The organism is Nocardioides sp. JQ2195 (assembly GCF_012272695.1).
Taxonomy (GTDB): Bacteria; Actinomycetota; Actinomycetes; order Propionibacteriales; family Nocardioidaceae; genus Nocardioides.
In genome coordinates this window covers 3,778,167-3,794,797 of sequence record NZ_CP050902.1, presented here as the reverse complement: position 1 = coordinate 3,794,797, position 16,631 = coordinate 3,778,167, and the positions used below count along the sequence as shown (strand labels likewise).

General features: G+C 69.6%; 15 protein-coding genes and 1 tRNA gene. 9 read left to right on the top strand and 7 right to left on the bottom strand.

Features of this window, described 5'->3' with window-relative positions:
- Positions 1–56: 56 nt before the first annotated feature.
- From ncot_RS18045 to ncot_RS18015, 7 genes are all read left to right on the top strand, one after another.
- Positions 57–2,393 (top strand): DNA polymerase III subunit gamma and tau, encoded by a 2,337-nt coding sequence (locus ncot_RS18045; RefSeq protein ID WP_168618847.1) that lies wholly within the window; start codon positions 57–59, stop codon positions 2,391–2,393.
- A gap of 16 nt (positions 2,394–2,409) precedes the next feature.
- Positions 2,410–2,805 (top strand): YbaB/EbfC family nucleoid-associated protein, encoded by a 396-nt coding sequence (locus tag ncot_RS18040; protein WP_168618846.1) that lies wholly within the window; start codon positions 2,410–2,412, stop codon positions 2,803–2,805.
- 1 nt (position 2,806) lies between these two features.
- Positions 2,807–3,406, top strand: coding sequence for a recombination mediator RecR (recR, locus tag ncot_RS18035; RefSeq protein WP_168618845.1), 600 nt, complete (start codon positions 2,807–2,809; stop codon positions 3,404–3,406).
- Positions 3,399–4,007 (top strand): DUF5063 domain-containing protein, encoded by a 609-nt coding sequence (locus tag ncot_RS18030; protein ID WP_168618844.1) that lies wholly within the window; start codon positions 3,399–3,401, stop codon positions 4,005–4,007. Before recR ends, ncot_RS18030 begins: the two co-directional genes overlap by 8 nt.
- An 82-nt stretch (positions 4,008–4,089) precedes the next feature.
- Complete coding sequence (locus ncot_RS18025; RefSeq protein ID WP_168618843.1) at positions 4,090–5,361, top strand: aspartate kinase; 1,272 nt, start codon at positions 4,090–4,092, stop codon at positions 5,359–5,361.
- Positions 5,358–6,410 carry an aspartate-semialdehyde dehydrogenase gene (locus ncot_RS18020; protein WP_168618842.1) on the top strand — a complete coding sequence of 351 codons (1,053 nt, stop codon included), beginning with the start codon at positions 5,358–5,360 and terminating at the stop codon, positions 6,408–6,410. The genes ncot_RS18025 and ncot_RS18020 overlap by 4 nt, the downstream gene beginning before the upstream one ends.
- A gap of 426 nt (positions 6,411–6,836) precedes the next feature.
- Positions 6,837–7,253, top strand: a complete 417-nt coding sequence (locus tag ncot_RS18015; RefSeq protein ID WP_168618841.1) for a hypothetical protein — start codon at positions 6,837–6,839, stop codon at positions 7,251–7,253.
- 401 nt (positions 7,254–7,654) lie between these two features.
- On the opposite strand, the gene ncot_RS18010 is transcribed toward ncot_RS18015, so the two are convergent.
- The 3 genes from ncot_RS18010 to ncot_RS18000 all read right to left on the bottom strand — a co-directional run bounded on the left by ncot_RS18010 (position 7,655) and on the right by ncot_RS18000 (position 10,147).
- The gene (locus tag ncot_RS18010) at positions 7,655–8,746 is read right to left on the bottom strand and encodes a hypothetical protein (RefSeq protein ID WP_168618840.1); all 1,092 of its coding nucleotides are present in this window, start codon (positions 8,744–8,746) and stop codon (positions 7,655–7,657) included.
- 265 nt (positions 8,747–9,011) lie between these two features.
- Positions 9,012–9,085: transfer RNA gene (locus tag ncot_RS18005), tRNA-Pro, on the bottom strand.
- Positions 9,086–9,235: 150 nt separating this feature from the next.
- A complete protein-coding gene (locus tag ncot_RS18000) occupies positions 9,236–10,147 on the bottom strand; it encodes a metallophosphoesterase (protein WP_168618839.1) in 912 nt (303 codons plus the stop codon).
- Positions 10,148–10,173: 26 nt separating this feature from the next.
- Here ncot_RS18000 and ncot_RS17995 point away from each other — a divergent pair, with 26 nt between their 5' ends.
- A complete protein-coding gene (locus ncot_RS17995; RefSeq protein WP_206065035.1) occupies positions 10,174–10,635 on the top strand; it encodes a GatB/YqeY domain-containing protein in 462 nt (153 codons plus the stop codon).
- 16 nt (positions 10,636–10,651) lie between these two features.
- Here ncot_RS17995 and ncot_RS17990 read toward each other — a convergent pair whose 3' ends face one another.
- Positions 10,652–13,042 carry a transglycosylase domain-containing protein gene (locus tag ncot_RS17990; protein ID WP_168618838.1) on the bottom strand — a complete coding sequence of 797 codons (2,391 nt, stop codon included), beginning with the start codon at positions 13,040–13,042 and terminating at the stop codon, positions 10,652–10,654.
- A 204-nt stretch (positions 13,043–13,246) separates the two neighbouring features.
- Here ncot_RS17990 and ncot_RS17985 point away from each other — a divergent pair, with 204 nt between their 5' ends.
- Positions 13,247–13,528 carry a WhiB family transcriptional regulator gene (locus ncot_RS17985; RefSeq protein WP_168618837.1) on the top strand — a complete coding sequence of 94 codons (282 nt, stop codon included), beginning with the start codon at positions 13,247–13,249 and terminating at the stop codon, positions 13,526–13,528.
- 52 nt (positions 13,529–13,580) lie between these two features.
- Here the strand turns inward: ncot_RS17985 and ncot_RS17980 are convergent, their stop codons facing one another.
- Genes ncot_RS17980 through ncot_RS17970 form a run of 3 tightly spaced genes read right to left on the bottom strand, consistent with a single transcriptional unit; the run spans position 13,581 to position 16,598 of the window.
- Positions 13,581–14,792: an ArsA family ATPase gene (locus tag ncot_RS17980; RefSeq protein WP_168618836.1), complete on the bottom strand. Its 1,212-nt coding sequence runs from the start codon at positions 14,790–14,792 to the stop codon at positions 13,581–13,583.
- 10 nt (positions 14,793–14,802) lie between these two features.
- Complete coding sequence (locus tag ncot_RS17975; RefSeq protein WP_168618835.1) at positions 14,803–15,819, bottom strand: ArsA-related P-loop ATPase; 1,017 nt, start codon at positions 15,817–15,819, stop codon at positions 14,803–14,805.
- 11 nt (positions 15,820–15,830) lie between these two features.
- The gene (locus ncot_RS17970; RefSeq protein WP_168618834.1) at positions 15,831–16,598 is read right to left on the bottom strand and encodes an IclR family transcriptional regulator; all 768 of its coding nucleotides are present in this window, start codon (positions 16,596–16,598) and stop codon (positions 15,831–15,833) included.
- Between the last annotated feature and the right edge of the window lie 33 nt (positions 16,599–16,631).

The window sequence follows — 16,631 nt, the reverse complement described above, 5'->3', positions numbered from 1 at the left end:
GCCTCCGCTCGCGGGCGACCTTTCGGGTGTCACCGGTGGTGGTTAGGGTTCACAACGTGGAAGCACCCCTCGCCCTCTACCGCCGCTACCGGCCCGAGACCTTCGCCGAGGTCATCGGTCAGGATCACGTCACCGAGCCGTTGCGTGCTGCGCTGGCGAACAACCGGGTCAACCACGCCTATCTCTTCTCCGGTCCGCGCGGTTGTGGCAAGACCACCTCGGCGCGCATCCTCGCTCGTGCGCTCAACTGCGAGAAGGCGCCGATCGCCGATCCCTGTGGCGAGTGCGAGTCGTGCCGCGACCTGGCCCGGGGGGGCCCGGGATCCATCGACGTGATCGAGATCGACGCGGCGTCCCACGGTGGCGTCGACGACGCCCGCGACCTGCGCGAGAAGGCGTTCTTCGCCCCGGTCAGGAGCCGCTACAAGGTCTACATCATCGACGAGGCCCACATGGTCTCGCCGCAGGGCTTCAACGCCCTGCTCAAGCTGGTCGAGGAGCCGCCGCCCCACCTGCGGTTCATCTTCGCCACCACCGAGCCCGAGAAGGTCATCCCGACCATCCGCTCACGCACCCACCACTACCCGTTCCGGCTGATCCCGCCGCGGTTGTTGTCGACCTACCTCGGTGAGCTGTGCGAGCTGGAGGGCGTCACCATCGAGCCGGCCGCGCTGCCCCTCGTCGTGCGCGCCGGCGGCGGCTCCGCTCGCGACACCATGTCCGTGCTCGACCAGCTGCTCGGGGGTGCCGGGCCCGAGGGCGTCACCCATGCGTTGGCCACCGGCCTGCTCGGCTACACGCCCGACACCCTGCTCGACGAGGTCGTCGACGCCTTCTCGGCCGGTGACGGAGCCTCGGTGTTCGGGGTGGTCGACAAGGTCATCGAGACCGGTCAGGACCCTCGCCGCTTCGCGGAGGACCTGCTGCGCCGGCTCCGTGACCTGGTGATCATCGCCGCCGTGCCCGACGCGTCCGCGACCGGACTGATCGACGTCGCCGAGGATGCCGCCGAGCGGCTCACCGCACAGGCCACCCGCTACGGCGTCGCGGGGCTGAGCCGGGCTGCTGACCTCTTCGCCACCGGATTGACCGAGATGCGGGGCGCGACGGCGCCCCGGCTGCTGCTCGAGCTGATCTGTGCCCGGGTGCTGCTGCCCGGAGCCGACGACTCCACCGACGGCCTCAGCGCCCGCCTCGACCGGATCGAGCGCCGCGTCGCGATCACCGGGGGAGTGCCGGAGCCGGCTGCCGCCCGGGGAGCGCAGCAGCCAGCGCCAGCCGCGCCCCAGGCCGCCAGGACGGCGGCCCAGTCCGTCTCCGCCCCGGCCGCGCCGCGGCCTGCGTCCGCGGCTGCTCCCGTTGCGCAGCAGCCCTCCCCGGCGGCCCAGCAGGCTGCGCCCTCGGGCGGGCAGCCGTCGATCTCCGCGCCGCCTCCGCAGGCAGCGTCCCCGCAGACGTCGACACCGGACGCTCCCGCGCCAGGCGCTCCTGGCGCCTTCGGGTCCGAGCCAGGCCAGTCGGCCCCCGGGCAACCGGGGTCGGCCGAGCCGGGTCGCAGTGCCACCTCCGGCACCGGCGCAGGCAGTGCACCGCAGCAGGCACCCGGTGCCCAGTCAGCCCCGCAGGATGCACCGCAGGCGGCCCCAGCGGCCACCCCGCAGGAGTCACCGGCTCCCGACACCGGCGCGCCGAAGACCGGGCTCAGCCTGAGCGACGTCCGCCAGCTCTGGCCCGACATCGTCGAGGCCACGAAGCTGAAGCGACGGGTGACCTGGATCCACCTCACCCAGAACGCCCAGGTCGTCGCGGTCGACGACAAGTCGCTCACGCTCGGGTTCGCCAATGCCGGTGCGCGGGAGTCCTTCGTCAACGGCGGCAGCCCCGAGATCGTCCGGCAGGCCGCGATCGACGTGGTCGGCTCCGACTGGAAGATCGAGGCGATCGTCGACCCCGGTGCGCAGGGTCCCGGCGCGGCTCCGGCCGCGGCGCGACCACAGCAGCAGACGCCCCAGCAGGACGTCCCGCAGGTCGCCCAGCAACCGAGCGCGGCCGCGCCGACACAGGTCGAGGCGCCGGCTGCTCCCGACTCCCCACCGCCGTGGGCCGACCCGTCGACACCGGTTCCCGAGGCGGCGGCCCAGCCCACGCCGAGCGACGAACCGGCCCCCACGGCGACCGAGACGACGCCCAACCATGCGCTCAACGCGGCGCGCGAGGCCATCCAGCCGACCCGCACCGGTGCGGTCGAGCGACCCGCCGGGGCCGATCCTGCGGCCGCCGACGCAGATGTGAGTCCCGACGACCCCGAGCTCGACAGCTCTGGGCTGTCGGCAGCCGAGCTGCTCAAGCGTGAGCTCGGTGCGCAGGTCATCCAAGAGATCAAGCACGACTGACGCGAGAGGCACCACGATGACTGAGAACCCGTTCGGAGCGGAGCAGTTCGGCCAGGGCGGCTTCGACATGAACGCCCTCCTGCAACAGGCCCAGCAGATGCAGGAGCAGCTGGTCAGCGCCCAGGCCAAGCTCGCCGAGGCCGAGGTCGAGGGGAGCGCGGGCAGTGGTGTGGTGACCGTGAGGCTGAGCGGTGCCGGCGACCTCCAGGGCGTTGACATCAAGGCGGGCAGCTTCGCCGGTGACGACGCCGATGACCTGGCCGATCTCGGCGACCTCGTCGTCGCGGCGTGGCGTGACGCCAAGGCCAAGGTCGACGCCCTGGCTGCCGAGACCCTCGGTCCGCTGGCCGGTGGCGGCGGCCTGGGTGGTGCCGGTGGCGGCGGGGACTCCCTGCCCGGCCTGGGGTTCTGACTTGTACGAAGGAATCGTCCAGGACCTGATCGACGAGCTCGGTCAGCTCCCCGGCGTGGGCCCGAAGAGCGCCCAACGCATTGCCTTCCACCTGCTGCAGGCCGACCCGACCGACGTACGCCGTCTGGCCGAGGTCCTGGTCAAGGTCAAGGAGAAGGTGAAGTTCTGCTCGGTGTGCTTCAACGTCTCCGAGGACGAGCAGTGCCGCATCTGTCGTGACCCGCGGCGTGACCCGTCGGTGCTGTGCGTCGTCGAGGAGTACAAGGACGTCGTGGCCATCGAGCGCACCCGGGAGTTCCGGGGCCGCTACCACGTGCTGGGGGGCGCGATCTCGCCCATCGACGGCATCGGTCCGGAGCAGCTGCGGATCCGCGAGCTGATGATGCGACTGGCCGACGGCACCGTCACGGAGGTCATCCTGGCCACCGACCCCAACCTCGAGGGCGAGGCGACTGCGACCTTCCTCACCCGCAATCTCAAGCCCATGGGGTTGCGCGTGACGCGTTTGGCTAGTGGACTGCCTGTGGGCGGAGATCTCGAATACGCCGACGAGGTGACACTCGGGCGGGCCTTCGCCGGGAGGAGATCAGCCGATGACTGACCAGACAGTGCCAGCCCAGACGGATCCGCAGCTCGAGGAGTTCGCCCAGCAGGTCGCCGACCAGGTGGAGAGCTTCCTGGTCGCGCTGCAGGCGATCACGCGCGAGGCCGACGGCAGCCGAGCCATCTCGTTGTTGCTGCTCGAGGTGTCCCAGGTGCTGCTCGCGGGCGCGCGGCTCGGCGTCCAGGCCGACTTCACGCCTGCCGAGGAGTTCCAGCCCGACGCAGGGCCCGACCCCGACCTCGACGGGATGCGCTTGCGGTTGGCGCGCATGCTCGACGGAGTCGACATGTACGCCGAGGTGTTCGACACCTACGGCGAGCCCGAGATCGTGACGTCGATGCTCTCCGACGACCTCACCAGCGTGGCCTCCGCGCTCGCGCACGGCCTGCGTCACCACAAGGCCGGTCGGGTCGACGAGGCGCTGTGGTGGTGGCAGTTCTCCTACGTCTCCACGTGGGGCAGCGAGGCGTCCGGGGTGCTCCGGGCGTTGCAGTCGATCGTCACCCACGATCGGCTCGACACCGACTTCGAGATCGAGCAGGAGCAGGTCGCTGCCGCCGATGAGATGCTGGAGGATGCCGCACTCGACCCCCGGTAGAATCCAACCAGCGTGATCGAGCAGCGTCGCCGATCCGCTGAGTCGTCACAAACCTGAGTCGTCACACCGTGAGGAAGAATCCGTGGGCATTGTCGTGCAGAAGTACGGCGGCTCCTCCGTGGCTGACGCGACCGGCATCAAGCGGGTCGCCCAGCGCATCGTGAACACCCGCAAGGCAGGCCACGACGTGGTCGTCGTGGTCTCGGCCATGGGTGACACCACCGACGAGCTGCGTGACCTGGCCGAACAGGTCACCCCGCTTCCGCCCCCGCGGGAGCTGGACATGCTGCTGACCGCCGGCGAGCGGATGTCCATGGCGCTGGTCGCCATGGCGATCGCGCAGCTCGGCCACAAGGCGCAGTCGTTCACCGGCTCCCAGGCCGGCGTGATCACCGACTCGGTGCACGGCAAGGCCAAGATCATCGACATCACGCCCGGTCGCATCGAGAACGCCATCAACGAAGGCGCGATCGCGATCGTGGCGGGCTTCCAAGGCGTCTCCCAGGACACCAAGGACATCACCACGCTGGGGCGTGGTGCCTCCGACACCACGGCCGTCGCGCTGGCCGCCGCCCTGGGCGCCGACGTCTGCGAGATCTACAGCGACGTCGACGGTGTCTTCACCGCCGACCCGCGCGTCGTCCCGGCGGCCCGCAAGCTCGACAGGATCTCCACCGAGGAGATGCTCGAGATGGCTGCCTCGGGCGCCAAGATCCTCCACCTGCGGTGCGTCGAGTACGCGCGCCGCTACAACATGCCCATCCACGTGCGCTCGTCCTTCTCCCAGAAGGAGGGCACGTGGGTTCTCCCCGACACCAATTCGGAGACCTCCATGGAACACGCGATCATCTCGGGCGTCGCCCACGACCGCAGCCAGGCCAAGATCACCGTGGTCGACGTCCCCGACAAGGTCGGCGAGGCGGCCCGCATCTTCGAGGCGCTGGCCGAGTCCGGTGCCAATCTCGACATGGTGGTGCAGAACGTCTCTGCGGCCGCCACGGTGCGCACCGACATCTCCGTGACGCTGCCCCGTGAGGACGGCCAGGCCGCGATGACCGCCCTGGCCCGCATCCAGGACGAGGTCGGCTACTCCGAGCTGCTGTACGACGACCAGATCGGCAAGGTCTCCCTGATCGGTGCCGGCATGCGCTCACAGCCGGGCATCACCGCGAAGTTCTTCGCCTCACTGGCCTCGGCAGGCGTCAACATCGAGATGATCTCCACCTCGGAGATCCGCATCTCGGTGATCGTCGACAACGCCGACATCGACAACGCCATCCAGGCAGTCCACACCGCCTTCGACCTCGATGCCGAAGAGGTCGAGGCCGTCGTCTACGGAGGAACCGGACGATGACTTCCACTCCCGCATCCCGCCCCGTCCGTCTCGGCATCGTCGGCGCCACCGGCCAGGTCGGCGACGCCATGCGTCGCATCCTGGTCGAGCGCGACTTCCCGCTCGAGTCGATCCGCTTCTTCGCCTCGGCCCGTTCGGCCGGCACGACCCTGCCCTGGGGCGACGGCGAGATCACCGTGGAGGACGCCTCCACCGCCGACGTCTCCGACCTCGACATCGCGATCTTCTCCGCCGGCGGCTCGACGTCGAAGGCGTTGGCCGAGAAGTACGCCGAAGCCGGCGCCATCGTGATCGACAACTCCTCGGCCTGGCGGATGGACCCCGATGTGCCGCTGGTCGTCTCCGAGGTGAACCCGGAGGCGATCTCCGAGGCCCGCAAGGGCATCATCGCCAACCCGAACTGCACCACGATGGCCGCGATGCCGGTGCTGCGCCCCCTGCACGACGAGGCCGGCCTGCAGCGACTGGTCGTCTCGACCTACCAGGCCGTCTCCGGCTCCGGCCTCGCCGGCGTCGAGGAGCTGGCCGGGCAGGTGGAGGCCGTGGGTGACGCGCGCAGCCTGGCCACCGACGGCTCCTCGGTCGAGTTCCCCGCGCCGAACAACTACGTCATGCCGATCGCCTACAACGTGGTCGCGATGGCCGGCTCGATCGTCGACGACGGCCTCAACGAGACCGACGAGGAGCAGAAGCTCCGCAACGAGTCCCGCAAGATCCTCGGCATCCCCGACCTGCGGGTCTCGGGGCTCTGCGTGCGGGTGCCGGTCTTCTCCGGCCACTCCTTGGCGATCAACGCCGAGTTCGAGCGTCCGCTGCCGGTCAAGCGGGCCGAGGAGCTCCTCGCCGACGCCCCGGGAGTCGAGCTGTCCGAGGTCCCGAACCCGTTGCAGGCGGCCGGCAACGACCCGTCGTACGTCGGCCGGCTGCGCAACGACCCGGGTGTCGACGACGACCGTGGCCTGGCGCTGTTCATCAGCAACGACAACCTGCGCAAGGGTGCGGCCCTCAATGCCGTCCAGGTCGCAGAGCTGGTGGCGGCCACTCTCTGAGGCGCCTCCTCCTCGCCACGAAGGCCCGGCCTCCCTGTGGGCCCGTTCGGCGGATGGTGTTGAAAGCGGGCGCTTGATGTCCCGGGTCGAGCTGGGTGGTCCACGGCCAGCAGAGCAGTAGCGAGGCAACCACCACCGAAGGCCAGGAGATGACATCTTCTGGCCTTCGGTGGTTTGTTCGACTGCCGCTCGCCGGTGAGAGGGGCCGGCTACCCGTGGCGAGTCCCTGTCGGGTCAGAAACCGGGGGGCAGCGCCGCCATCACGAGTTCCCCACAGCCGAGCGCCCGTGCTCAGCAGGACTCGACGCGAAGCCGCCCCTTGTGCGATTTGGTGTGATACCAGATGCCAGTTGCTCCGCATTCTTGCTCCCGGGCCGTGTTACGAGAAGGAGTGCGCGGGGCCGTCCGTCAGGCACAATGACAGCCATGAGCCTCACCGACGCCACGAGCACGACACAGCAAACGCCGGGCCGCGTCGATGGCCCTGTCCTCGTGAGCAACCTCGTCGCCGGGGCCTGCTTCCTCGTCGTCCTCGCCCTCTTGAGCTGGCCCCTGGCGGTTCTGGGCGCCGTCTACGTGGCTGCGGCCAGCGTGTGTCTCGCTGCGGTCTACGCCAGGCCGGCGCTCACCAGGCGCCAGGAGGCCGCGGCGTGGGTTGTGCCGTGGTTGGTCGCGGTCGCCCTGTGGGCCTGGGTGGGCGGCGCCGGCACCGACGGTGGCACCTGGCTCCTCAACGTATGGTTCGGCTTCGTTATCGCGACTCCGTGCTACTTGGTGTGGCAGACCTCGGCGCTCGCCGTGCGGCAGCTGTTGGCTTGGCGCGCGAACCCCACTTCTGCCTGACACGTTCCGGCGGCTCCCGCCTGCTGTCGTGCTCATGGGTCGGTGAGGGACGGGTTCGGGTTCGTTCGTCCGTCGGGCTTCGCCAGGCGAGGTGCCCGGATGATGCGCGGCCGCGCCCTCCGCGCCTGCTGCTCGAGCGCGGCGACAGCCCACTCCCGCCACTCGGCGAGCTCGTCGTAGGCCGTGTCGGACGTCGTCGCACCGAGTGCAGGTGGTGGCCCACAGTGGGGCAGACAGCAGCGGGCACTATTCGCCACCTCCAGCAACGCAACCGGCCCCTCCGGGCACCCGACCTGAGAGGTCAAGCGCACCGAAGGGGCCGGGACCTTTTGCGCCTGTTTCAACACTATCCGCCGAGCAGGTCTGCGGGAGGCCGGGCCTTCGTCGTGCGCTGGACGGACTCAGTCGTCGACGGTCGCGGCGTCCGGGGTCGCTTCCTCCAAGGGAGAGTCCTCGTCGACGAAGAGCGACGTGAGCCAGTGGGAGACCACGAAGGCAGCCCCGCCGACGAGCGGGATCACCAGGACCATCCATGGGGAGAAGATCACCTGGATCAGGAAGAGCAGCGCAACCACGGCCACCAGCCCGACCGCCATGAAGCTGGTGCTGCCCGGGTCGCTGATCTGCCAGGCCTTGAGCAACGAGCTGCCCAGCACCACCAGGAGGATCATGATCGCGAGCAGGAGGAAGAAGCCGGGGGTGCCGCAGCTGCTGGTGCCCTTGACCTTCTCGCAGCCCTGCACGGCGAGGTAGGTCATCGCCACGGCCAACGCTCCGACGACCAGCCCGGTGATGGCCGCTGCGACGCGGCCGGGAAGCGCGGGGAGCGCGAGCTCGCGGCGGGCACGCGGGGGGCGTTCCTCCTCGTCGTCCGCGTCATCGCCCGTGGCTTCGTCGGTCTCGTCATGGACGTGAGCCACTGCCCCGGCGCCGCTTGCGGCGTCGCGATCGTGGGCAGCCTCGGACACGGTGGCAGCCTCGGGCACGGTGGCAGCCTTGGACACGGTGCTGGACTGGTCCTGCGGGGCGCGCTCCCGGACCTCGTCGGCGAACAGTGGCTGGTCGTCGTCGGTGTCGGCCGGCTGGGCCGGGGCGAGCTCGTCGCCGGCATCGTCCCGGGTCTCCGGAAGGACGGTGGTGTGCTCCGTGTCGGAGTCGCCGTCCACGGTCGGCACCACCGCCGTGGGCGCGTCCTCGTCCTCGTCCTCGACCGTGGGGACCACCGTCGTCTGCTCGTCCTCGACCGGCGGAACGGTCGCGGGCTGCTCGTCCTCCGCCTCCGGCTCGTGCGTCGTGGGCTCCACGGCGGGCGAGGCGGCTTCGGCCTGGTCTGCCGCGGGCTTCCGTCCGCGGACAACCGCATCGAGCTCTTCGCGCGAAACAGTGGGTGCGTCGTCCTGCTCGACGGACTTCTTCTTGCGCTTGAAGAGACTTCCGAGCGAGGGCATCTCGAGTGAGGGGCCGTCGCCGTCCCCCGGGTCCTTGTCTGCCATGTGCGGCAGTCTGCCAGAAAGACGCCTCGGCGCCGCGGGCATCCGGGGGCTGATCGGGCGGACGACCTGGCCGTGCCCACCCGCATCGCCGATCCGGTGTCGTGAGCCGCCGGCACCGAGCCCACGATGCCCATCCCACGATGCCCGGCGACGATGCCCGGCCATGACGTGCGCATGCTGGGACGGAGCGCTGATGCCGAAATGACAGCTCCCGGACCCACCTGGGTGGATCCGGGAGCTCTCGATCTCTTGCGAGACCACCGGGTCGGGCTGACAGGATTTGAACCTGCGGCCTCTTCGTCCCGAACGAAGCGCGCTACCAAGCTGCGCCACAGCCCGATCACGGAACGTTCCCGTGAACGCAGGCGAGCATACCTGAGGGGAACCGACCCCCTGAAATCGCCTCCGGCCTGTCTCAGCCCCGGAGACCGTCGGACAGGCAGCCCGGCCGGGCCGAGCAGGCAGCGGAGGGAGCGGAAGGCGACGGACTCAGCCGCGTGGGGTGAGTGTGAGCAGCGTGGCCTCGGGTCGGCAGGCGAGCCGGATCCGGGTGTAGGGGTTGGTGCCCAGCCCGGCCGAGACATGCATCCACGTCGACCCCTGGTCGCCCGGAGCGGAGTCGGCCGGATGACGGTGCAAGCCCTTGGCCCGCGCGGTGTCGAGGTCGCAGTTGGTGGTCAACGCTCCGATGAACGGGAGGCACACCTGGCCACCGTGCGTGTGGCCAGCGATGATCGCGTCGTACCCGTCAGCCGCGAACTGGTCGAGGACACGCAGGTACGGCGCGTGCGCGACAGCCAGGCGTACGTCGACGTCGTCGCGGGCCGGGCCGGCCACGGCAGGCAGGTCGTCGTAGGACAGGTGCGGGTCGTCGACGCCGACGAAGCCGAAGCTGGTGCCACCGACGCCGAACGCCGCCCCGGTGTTGGTCAGGTCGGCCCAACCAGCGGAGCGGAACTCGTCGCGAAGCGTCCGCCACGGCAGGGTCGGGCTGTTCGTGGCCCGGACCCCATTGTCGGGCATCAGGTAGCGCAGGGGGTTGCGCGGCGTCGGGGCGAAGTAGTCGTTGGAGCCGAACACGAAGGCCCCAGGAATCTCGAGCAGGGGCCCCAGTGCGTCGAGCACGACCGGGACCGCCCGCTTGTGCGCCAAGTTGTCGCCGGTGTTGATCACCAGGTCCGGTTGCAGCCCGGAGAGTTCGCGGACCCACTCCTGCTTCTTCGTCTGACCCGGAGTCATGTGGATGTCGCTGAGGTGCAGCACCCGGAGCGGTGCGTGGCCCGCGGGGAGCACGGGGAGGTCGACACGCCGCACGGTGTAGGCGCGGGCCTCGGTGGCGGCGTACCCCAGGGTCGCCGCCCCGGCCAGGGCGCCCAGGCGGAGAATCCGGGTGAAGGACATTCCTCAAGGCTGCCACAATGGTGTGCATGAGCGATCTCAAGGACCGGATGCGTGCTGACCTGACTGCTGCCATCAAGGGAAGGGACGAGGTGCGCTCCTCCACCTTGAGGATGCTGCTCACCGCGATCACCAACGCGGAGGTGGCCGGGAAGTCGCACATCGAGCTCACCGACGACGACATCGTCACCGTGCTGTCCACGGAGGCCAAGAAGCGCCGGGAGGCGGCCACGGCCTTCGACGAGGGCGGTCGCAGCGCCATGGCCGACAAGGAGCGTGCGGAGCTCGCGGTGATCGGCGACTACCTGCCGGCCCAGCTCACCGAGGCCGAGATCGCCGCCATCGTGACCCAGGCAGTCGAGCAGACGGGTGCCTCCGGCGAAGGCATGCGCGCGATGGGCAAGGTGATGGGGGTCGTCTCCCCGCAGGTCAAGGGCAAGGCTGACGGCGGTCAGGTGGCCGCCGAGGTCAGGCGCCAGCTCGGCGCCTGACCCCGCGAGGACGGGCTCAGCCGCGACCTCGGCCACGACCGGGCCTGTCGTCGCCCCCGTTGCCGCCGTTTCCGCCGTCGTTCCCACCCTTCTTCTTGGGCTTGCTCGGCGGCGGGACGTACGGCGTCCCGTCAGACGGGTAGATCGTGACCGCGCTGCCGGACGAGGCGGAGTTGCCTGCACCGGGCGAGGTGTAGGCCACGGTGCCCTGCGCATAGCTCGAGTCGACCATGCCGCCGATGATGACCGAGAACCCGAGCTCCTCCAGCCTGGCGCGGGCGGCGTCGGTCGACATGCCTCCCAGCGACGGGATGCTGACCGAGACTCCCTCGATCTCACTGGTGTTCGGCGCCACGAAGGTCTCGTCGTCGAGCCACTGCTCGATGTCGTGCATCGCGTCGCCCCACATCGGGCCGGCCGTGCCGGAACCGGAGGCGGAGTAGAGCGTCTGCCCGCCGATGGTCTTGCCGATGAGTGAGTCGGGTCCGCCGACGTCGTCGACGCCGGCAATCATCGAGGCGCCGGCGAGGTTGGGGGTGTAGCCGACGAACCACACCGAGTCGGCGCTGTTGGTCGTGCCGGTCTTGCCGGCCGACTCCTGGTTGAGGGCCAGGCCGTTGGCGGCACCGAAGCCGGTGCCTTCCTGGACGCCGCGAAGGATGTCGTTGACGGCGTCGGCAACGGCGCTGGGCAGCACCTGCGTGCACTTGCTGGGGTACTTCTTGACGAGGGTGCCGTTGGCGTCCTCGATCTTGCTGATCGGACGTGCGGCGCAGTGCAGGCCGCGGGCCGCGAACGTCGCATAGGCCTCGGCCATCTCGAGCGGCGTCGCATCGGCGACGCCCAGCGTGAACGTCGGCACCCTCTCGGCGCCCGGGCCGGTGGGGACGGTCAGGTTGACGCCCATCTCCTTGGCGAGCCGGTACGGAGCGCACAGGCCGGTGATCTGCTCGAGGGCCATGAAGAAGGTGTTCACCGACTCCCGGGTGCCGGTGTAGAGGGTCTTGTTCCCCGAGGTCGTGGAGTTCGGGATCGAGAACGATCCGTAGCCGTAGGGCTGGCCGTCACAGTCCTTGTAGTCAGCCTCCTGGAAGGTCCTCTCCGGGGGAGAGTTGATGGAGGTGTTCAGCGAGACGCCCTGCTTGATCGCCTGGGCGAGGACGAATGCCTTGAACGTGGATCCGGCCTGGAAGCCGCGGGCGCCGCCGGCCTCCTTGGGGGTGGTGTAGTTGATCGTGGTCTCGTTGAGCTTGGCGTCCAGCCCCATGGGTCGTGACTGCGCCAGTGCCTTGACCGCACCGGTCCCCGGCTCGATCATCGCCAGGGCGCCGATGGCGGACTCGTTCTGTCGGACGTGTGCGGCCACCGACCTGTCGGCAGCGTCCTGGAAGCGGAGGTCGATCGTGGTCCGGATGGTCAGGCCACCGGACTTCAACAGGTTCATCCGCTGCTTGCTCGTCTTGCCGAGACTCGGGTCGCGTCGGAGGTAGCTGACCACGTAGTCGCAGAAGAACGGTGCGCGCGCGAGCATGCAGCCGTTGTTGTTGCGGGTGACCTTCAGCTTCAACGCCTGCTTGCTGACCTTCTCTGCGCGCTTCTGGGGAATCACGTTGAGCTGCGCCATCCGGTCGAGCACCACGTTGCGGCGGGCCAGCGCCTTGTCGGGGTGGTCGACCGGGCTGTAGCCGTTGGGGTTCTTCACGAGGCCGGCCAGCGTGGCCGACTCGCGCAGGTTGAGTGCGTTGGCGTCCTTGCTGAAGTAGTGCTTGGCCGCGGCCTGGATGCCGTAGACCCCGTCCCCGAAGTAGGCGATGTTGAGGTAGCGCTCCAGGATCCAGTCCTTGGAGTAGTTCTTCTCGAAGGCGATGGCGTAGCGCAGCTCCCGCAGCTTCCGGGCGAAGGTGTCGTCGACGGCCGCCTTGCGTTCCTCGTCGTCCTTGGCCTGGCTGACGAGGGTGAGCTTGACCATCTGCTGTGTGATGGACGAGCCACCCTGCCTGGTCTCGCCCGAAGCCTGGTTGGTGATGAAGGCGCGCAGCGTTCCCTTCACGTCCATCGCGCCGTGCTGGTAGAAGCGGTAGTCCTCGATGGACACGATCGCCTGGCGCATCCGCTTGGAGACCTGCTTGAGCGAGACGTTGACCCGGTTCTCGGCATAGAGCGTCGCGATCGACGTGCCGTCGGCGGCCAGGATGCGGGTCCGTTGTGGCAGGGCCTCGGCCTCCAGCTCGTCCGGGAGCTCCTCCAGGCCGCCGGCGACGTTGCTGGCGGTGAGGCCGGCCACCGCGGCGAACGGGATCGCCAGCCCTGCGGCCACCACGCCGAGGATCACCGACACGGCGAGCATGGAGCCGAGGTGTGAGAGTGCGGAAACCGGGCGGGGGGAGCCGTGGTCGGGGTCAGACATGGGGTCGAGAATACGCGAACACCCCTGATCAGCCCGACTCCGCGACCCCGGGAGGGGTATTGGGCACTAGTCCTTTCTGACTAGATGAATTGGTCGGGTTGTGTCTGTTTCAATCATCGATTCTTGCCTACCTTCTTCTTGGGGATTGGCTTTTGGCGAGATCCGACCCGGAGCTCACCAATCTCGGTTGGATGTGGGGACATCATGTGGGTTGAAGATTGGGCACCAGCAGCGGCATGCAAGAAGGCTCAGCCGGACGAGCTGTTCGTCCGTGGAGCGGAGCAGAACAAGGCCAAGCAGGTCTGCGCGGCGTGTCCCGTGCGCACCGAGTGCCTGGCCGAGGCACTCGACAACCAGATCGAGTGGGGCGTCTGGGGAGGCATGACCGAGCGTGAGCGTCGGGCCCTCCTGCGACGCAGCCCGGCTGCCTCGTGGCGCAGCGTGCTGGAGACGGCGAAGTCCCAGCACTCGCTCGCGTCGGTCTGACCCGACCAGCGGTTCAGCCAGGCGGTCCAGCGGGGCGGCTCAGCCGGCCCGTTCAGGCACGCGGTTCAGCAGACCGGGTCTCACCGGCCAGCAGTCCGCCGATCCGGCGCAGGCCGTCGAGGTCGTGCACGTCGGTCGCCAGCGCCGGAACGACGGCGGTGGCCACCAGGGGGTGCGCGACCGAGAACCGCTGGCGCAGTGTCGCCTCGCGTTCGACGATGCGTGAGCGGTCGGCGTGCAGGCGCAACAACCCGGCCGTCAGCGACGAGGTGCCGTCGCGCTTGCGGAGCTTCTCGGCCGCACCCATCGCCTCGTCGGCCCCCAGGTCACTCGCTGGGGGCACGCTGGCCCGGTTGACCACCAGCCCGGCGAGTGGCATGTCCTCGCCGCTGAGCCGGTCGACGAAGTACGCCGCCTCGCGCAAGGCGTCCGGTTCGGGCGCGGCGATCACCAGGAATGCCGTGCCATCGGCCTGCAGCAGCCGGAACGTCTTCTCGGCGCGCTGACGGAAGCCCCCGAAGAGGGTGTCGAAGGCGGCCACGAACATCTGCAGGTCCTGCAGCACGGTGGCTCCGAGGATCTTGGTCAGCGCGTTCGTGATCACTCCGAAACCTGCCGTCATCAGCCGCGCCGGCCCGCGTGCGGGTGCCAGCAGCAAGCGGATGAACTTGCCGTCGAGGAAGCTGCTCAGCCGCTCGGGTGCGTCCAGGAAGTCCAGGGCCGATCGCGAGGGCGGGGTGTCGACCACGATCAGGTCGTAGTCACCGGACTTCTTCGCGTCGCGGTAGAGCTGACCGAGCTTCTCCATCGCCATGTATTCCTGTGTGCCGGCGAACGAGCTCGACAGCGCGATGTAGAAGGGGTTCTGCAGGATCTGCCCGGCCTTCTCCGGGCTGGCCTGGCTCTCGACCACCTCGTCGAAGGTGCGCTTCATGTCGAGCATCATCGCGTCGAGGGCGCCACTGCCCTCCTGCACGCCGACCACGGGTCGTGGGGTGTTGTCGAGGGCCTCGATGCCCATCGACTGCGCCAGCCGGCGGGCGGGGTCGATCGTCAGCACGACGACCTTGCGTCCGCGCTCGGCGGCACGCAGCGCCAGTGAGGCGGACGTCGTGGTCTTGCCGACCCCGCCCGACCCGCAGCACACGATGATCTCGGTGGCGGGGTTGTCGAGCAGGGCGTCGACGTCGAGAGCCGGTGCGGTCTCCCCGGTCGAGGCCAGGGGGCCGACCCGGGTGCGTGGCTTCGTGCTCCTCGTGCTCATGCCCGGCTCCTCACGCCATGCCCTGTTCCCGCAGCGATGCCGCGAGGTCGTAGAGACCACCCAGGTCCATTCCTGAGGGCAGTCTCTCGAGCTCGTAGGTCGGCACGCCCAGCTTGCTGACCAGCTGGCGCTGGCTGTCCTCGAGCGCTCGCCGCTCGGCGTGGTCGTGGGCCTCGGTGAGCAGTCCGTCGATGAGCACGTCGTCCACGGCGATGCCTGCCTCCCGGAGGTCCGACTCGATGGCGGAGCGGTCCAAGGTGCCTGCGCGAGCGGCCGCCAGCTCGTCGTCGCCCAGGTCGCGGGGGCGGACGAGGTTGACCACCACGCCACCGACCGGCAGCTCGGCCCGGTGGAGCTCGGCGATGCCGTCGGCGGTCTCCTGCACCGGCATCTCCTCGAGGACGGTGACCAGGTGGATCGCCGTTCGTGGTGAACGGAACAGCGTCATCACGGTGTCGGCCTGCTTCTTGATCGGACCGGCCTTGGCCAGCCCGGCGAGCTCTCCGTTGACGTTGAGGAACTGTGCGATCCGACCCGTGGGGGGAGCGTCCAGCACGATCGCGTCGTACTGCTGGCCGGCCTTGCTCGACGTTCCCTTCTTGCGCCCGGTGCGGGCGGCCTCGAAGACCTTGCCGGTCAGGAGGACGTCACGCACTCCCGGCGCGACGGTGGTGGCGAAGTCGATGACGCCGAAACGGTCGAGGGCCCGCCCCGCCCGGCCGAGCTTGTAGTACATCGCGAGGTACTCGAGCAGCGCTGACTCGGCGTCGATGTGGAGCGCGTAGACGTTGCCGGCGTTGCCCTTGCGTCCCGGAAGGCCGGACGCGATGCGTCGTTCCTCGTAGGGAAGGGGCGAGACGTCGAACATCTGGGCGATGCCCTGGCGTCCCTCGACCTCGCACAGCAGGACGTTCTTGTCGCGACTGGCCAGGGCGAGCGCGAGGGCAGCGGCGACCGTCGACTTGCCGGTGCCGCCCTTGCCGGTGACGACGTGGAGTTCGACGCTCGGCCAGTCAGTGGTGCTCACGGCACCAGAGCCTACTTGGCCCGGAAGCGCTGGATGCGGCGCGACAGCTGGTGGGCCTCCTGCAGGAGCAGGCGCCCGAGCTCCGGGCGACGCTCGGCGGCGAAGCGGTGGTCGATGCCGGTCAGGCTCAGGGCCCACTGGGGCAGCCCCTGGGCGTCGAACACCGCCGCCCCCATGCCCCAGCTGCCGTGGACGATGAGGCCGGGGTTGACCGAGTAGCCCAGTCGTTGGGTCTCTCGGACCCGTTGCTCGAGCCGGTCGCGCGAGTGGGCGGCGCCGTGGTCTCGCACGAGATCGTGCTCGTCGAGGTGCTCGGCCAGCTCGCGCTCAGGGAGGTGGGCGAGGATGACCAGCCCGGCCGAGGCCACGCCGAGCGGGAACCGGATGCCTTCGTGGAGCACGTGGGAACGAATCGGGAAGCTGCCGTCCTCGCGGGCCAGGCAGATGGTCTCGTCGCCGCGTCGGGCGGAGAAGAACGCGCTCTCGCCCGTGGCCTCGCTCAGCCGGCGCAGGCTGGCGCCGGCGAGGTGGCTGACGTCGTACCGCGTGGAGGCGGCGTTGCCGAGCAGGAACGTCTCGGGGCCCAGCAACCACTGGCCCGTGGGGGTCCGGTCGACGAGACCCTCGTGCTGCAGGGCGACCAGGAGCCGGTGGGCCGTGGGGCGGGCGAGATCGGCGGCAAGGGCGGCCTCGGTGGTGGTGACCCCGCCCGGTTCGTGGCGGGAGACGGTGCGCAGCAGCCGACCGATGCGGGCCACGACCTGGTGGGGAGCCTCCATGCCCCCAGCATAGGCTGCGTTCACTCAGTGAAC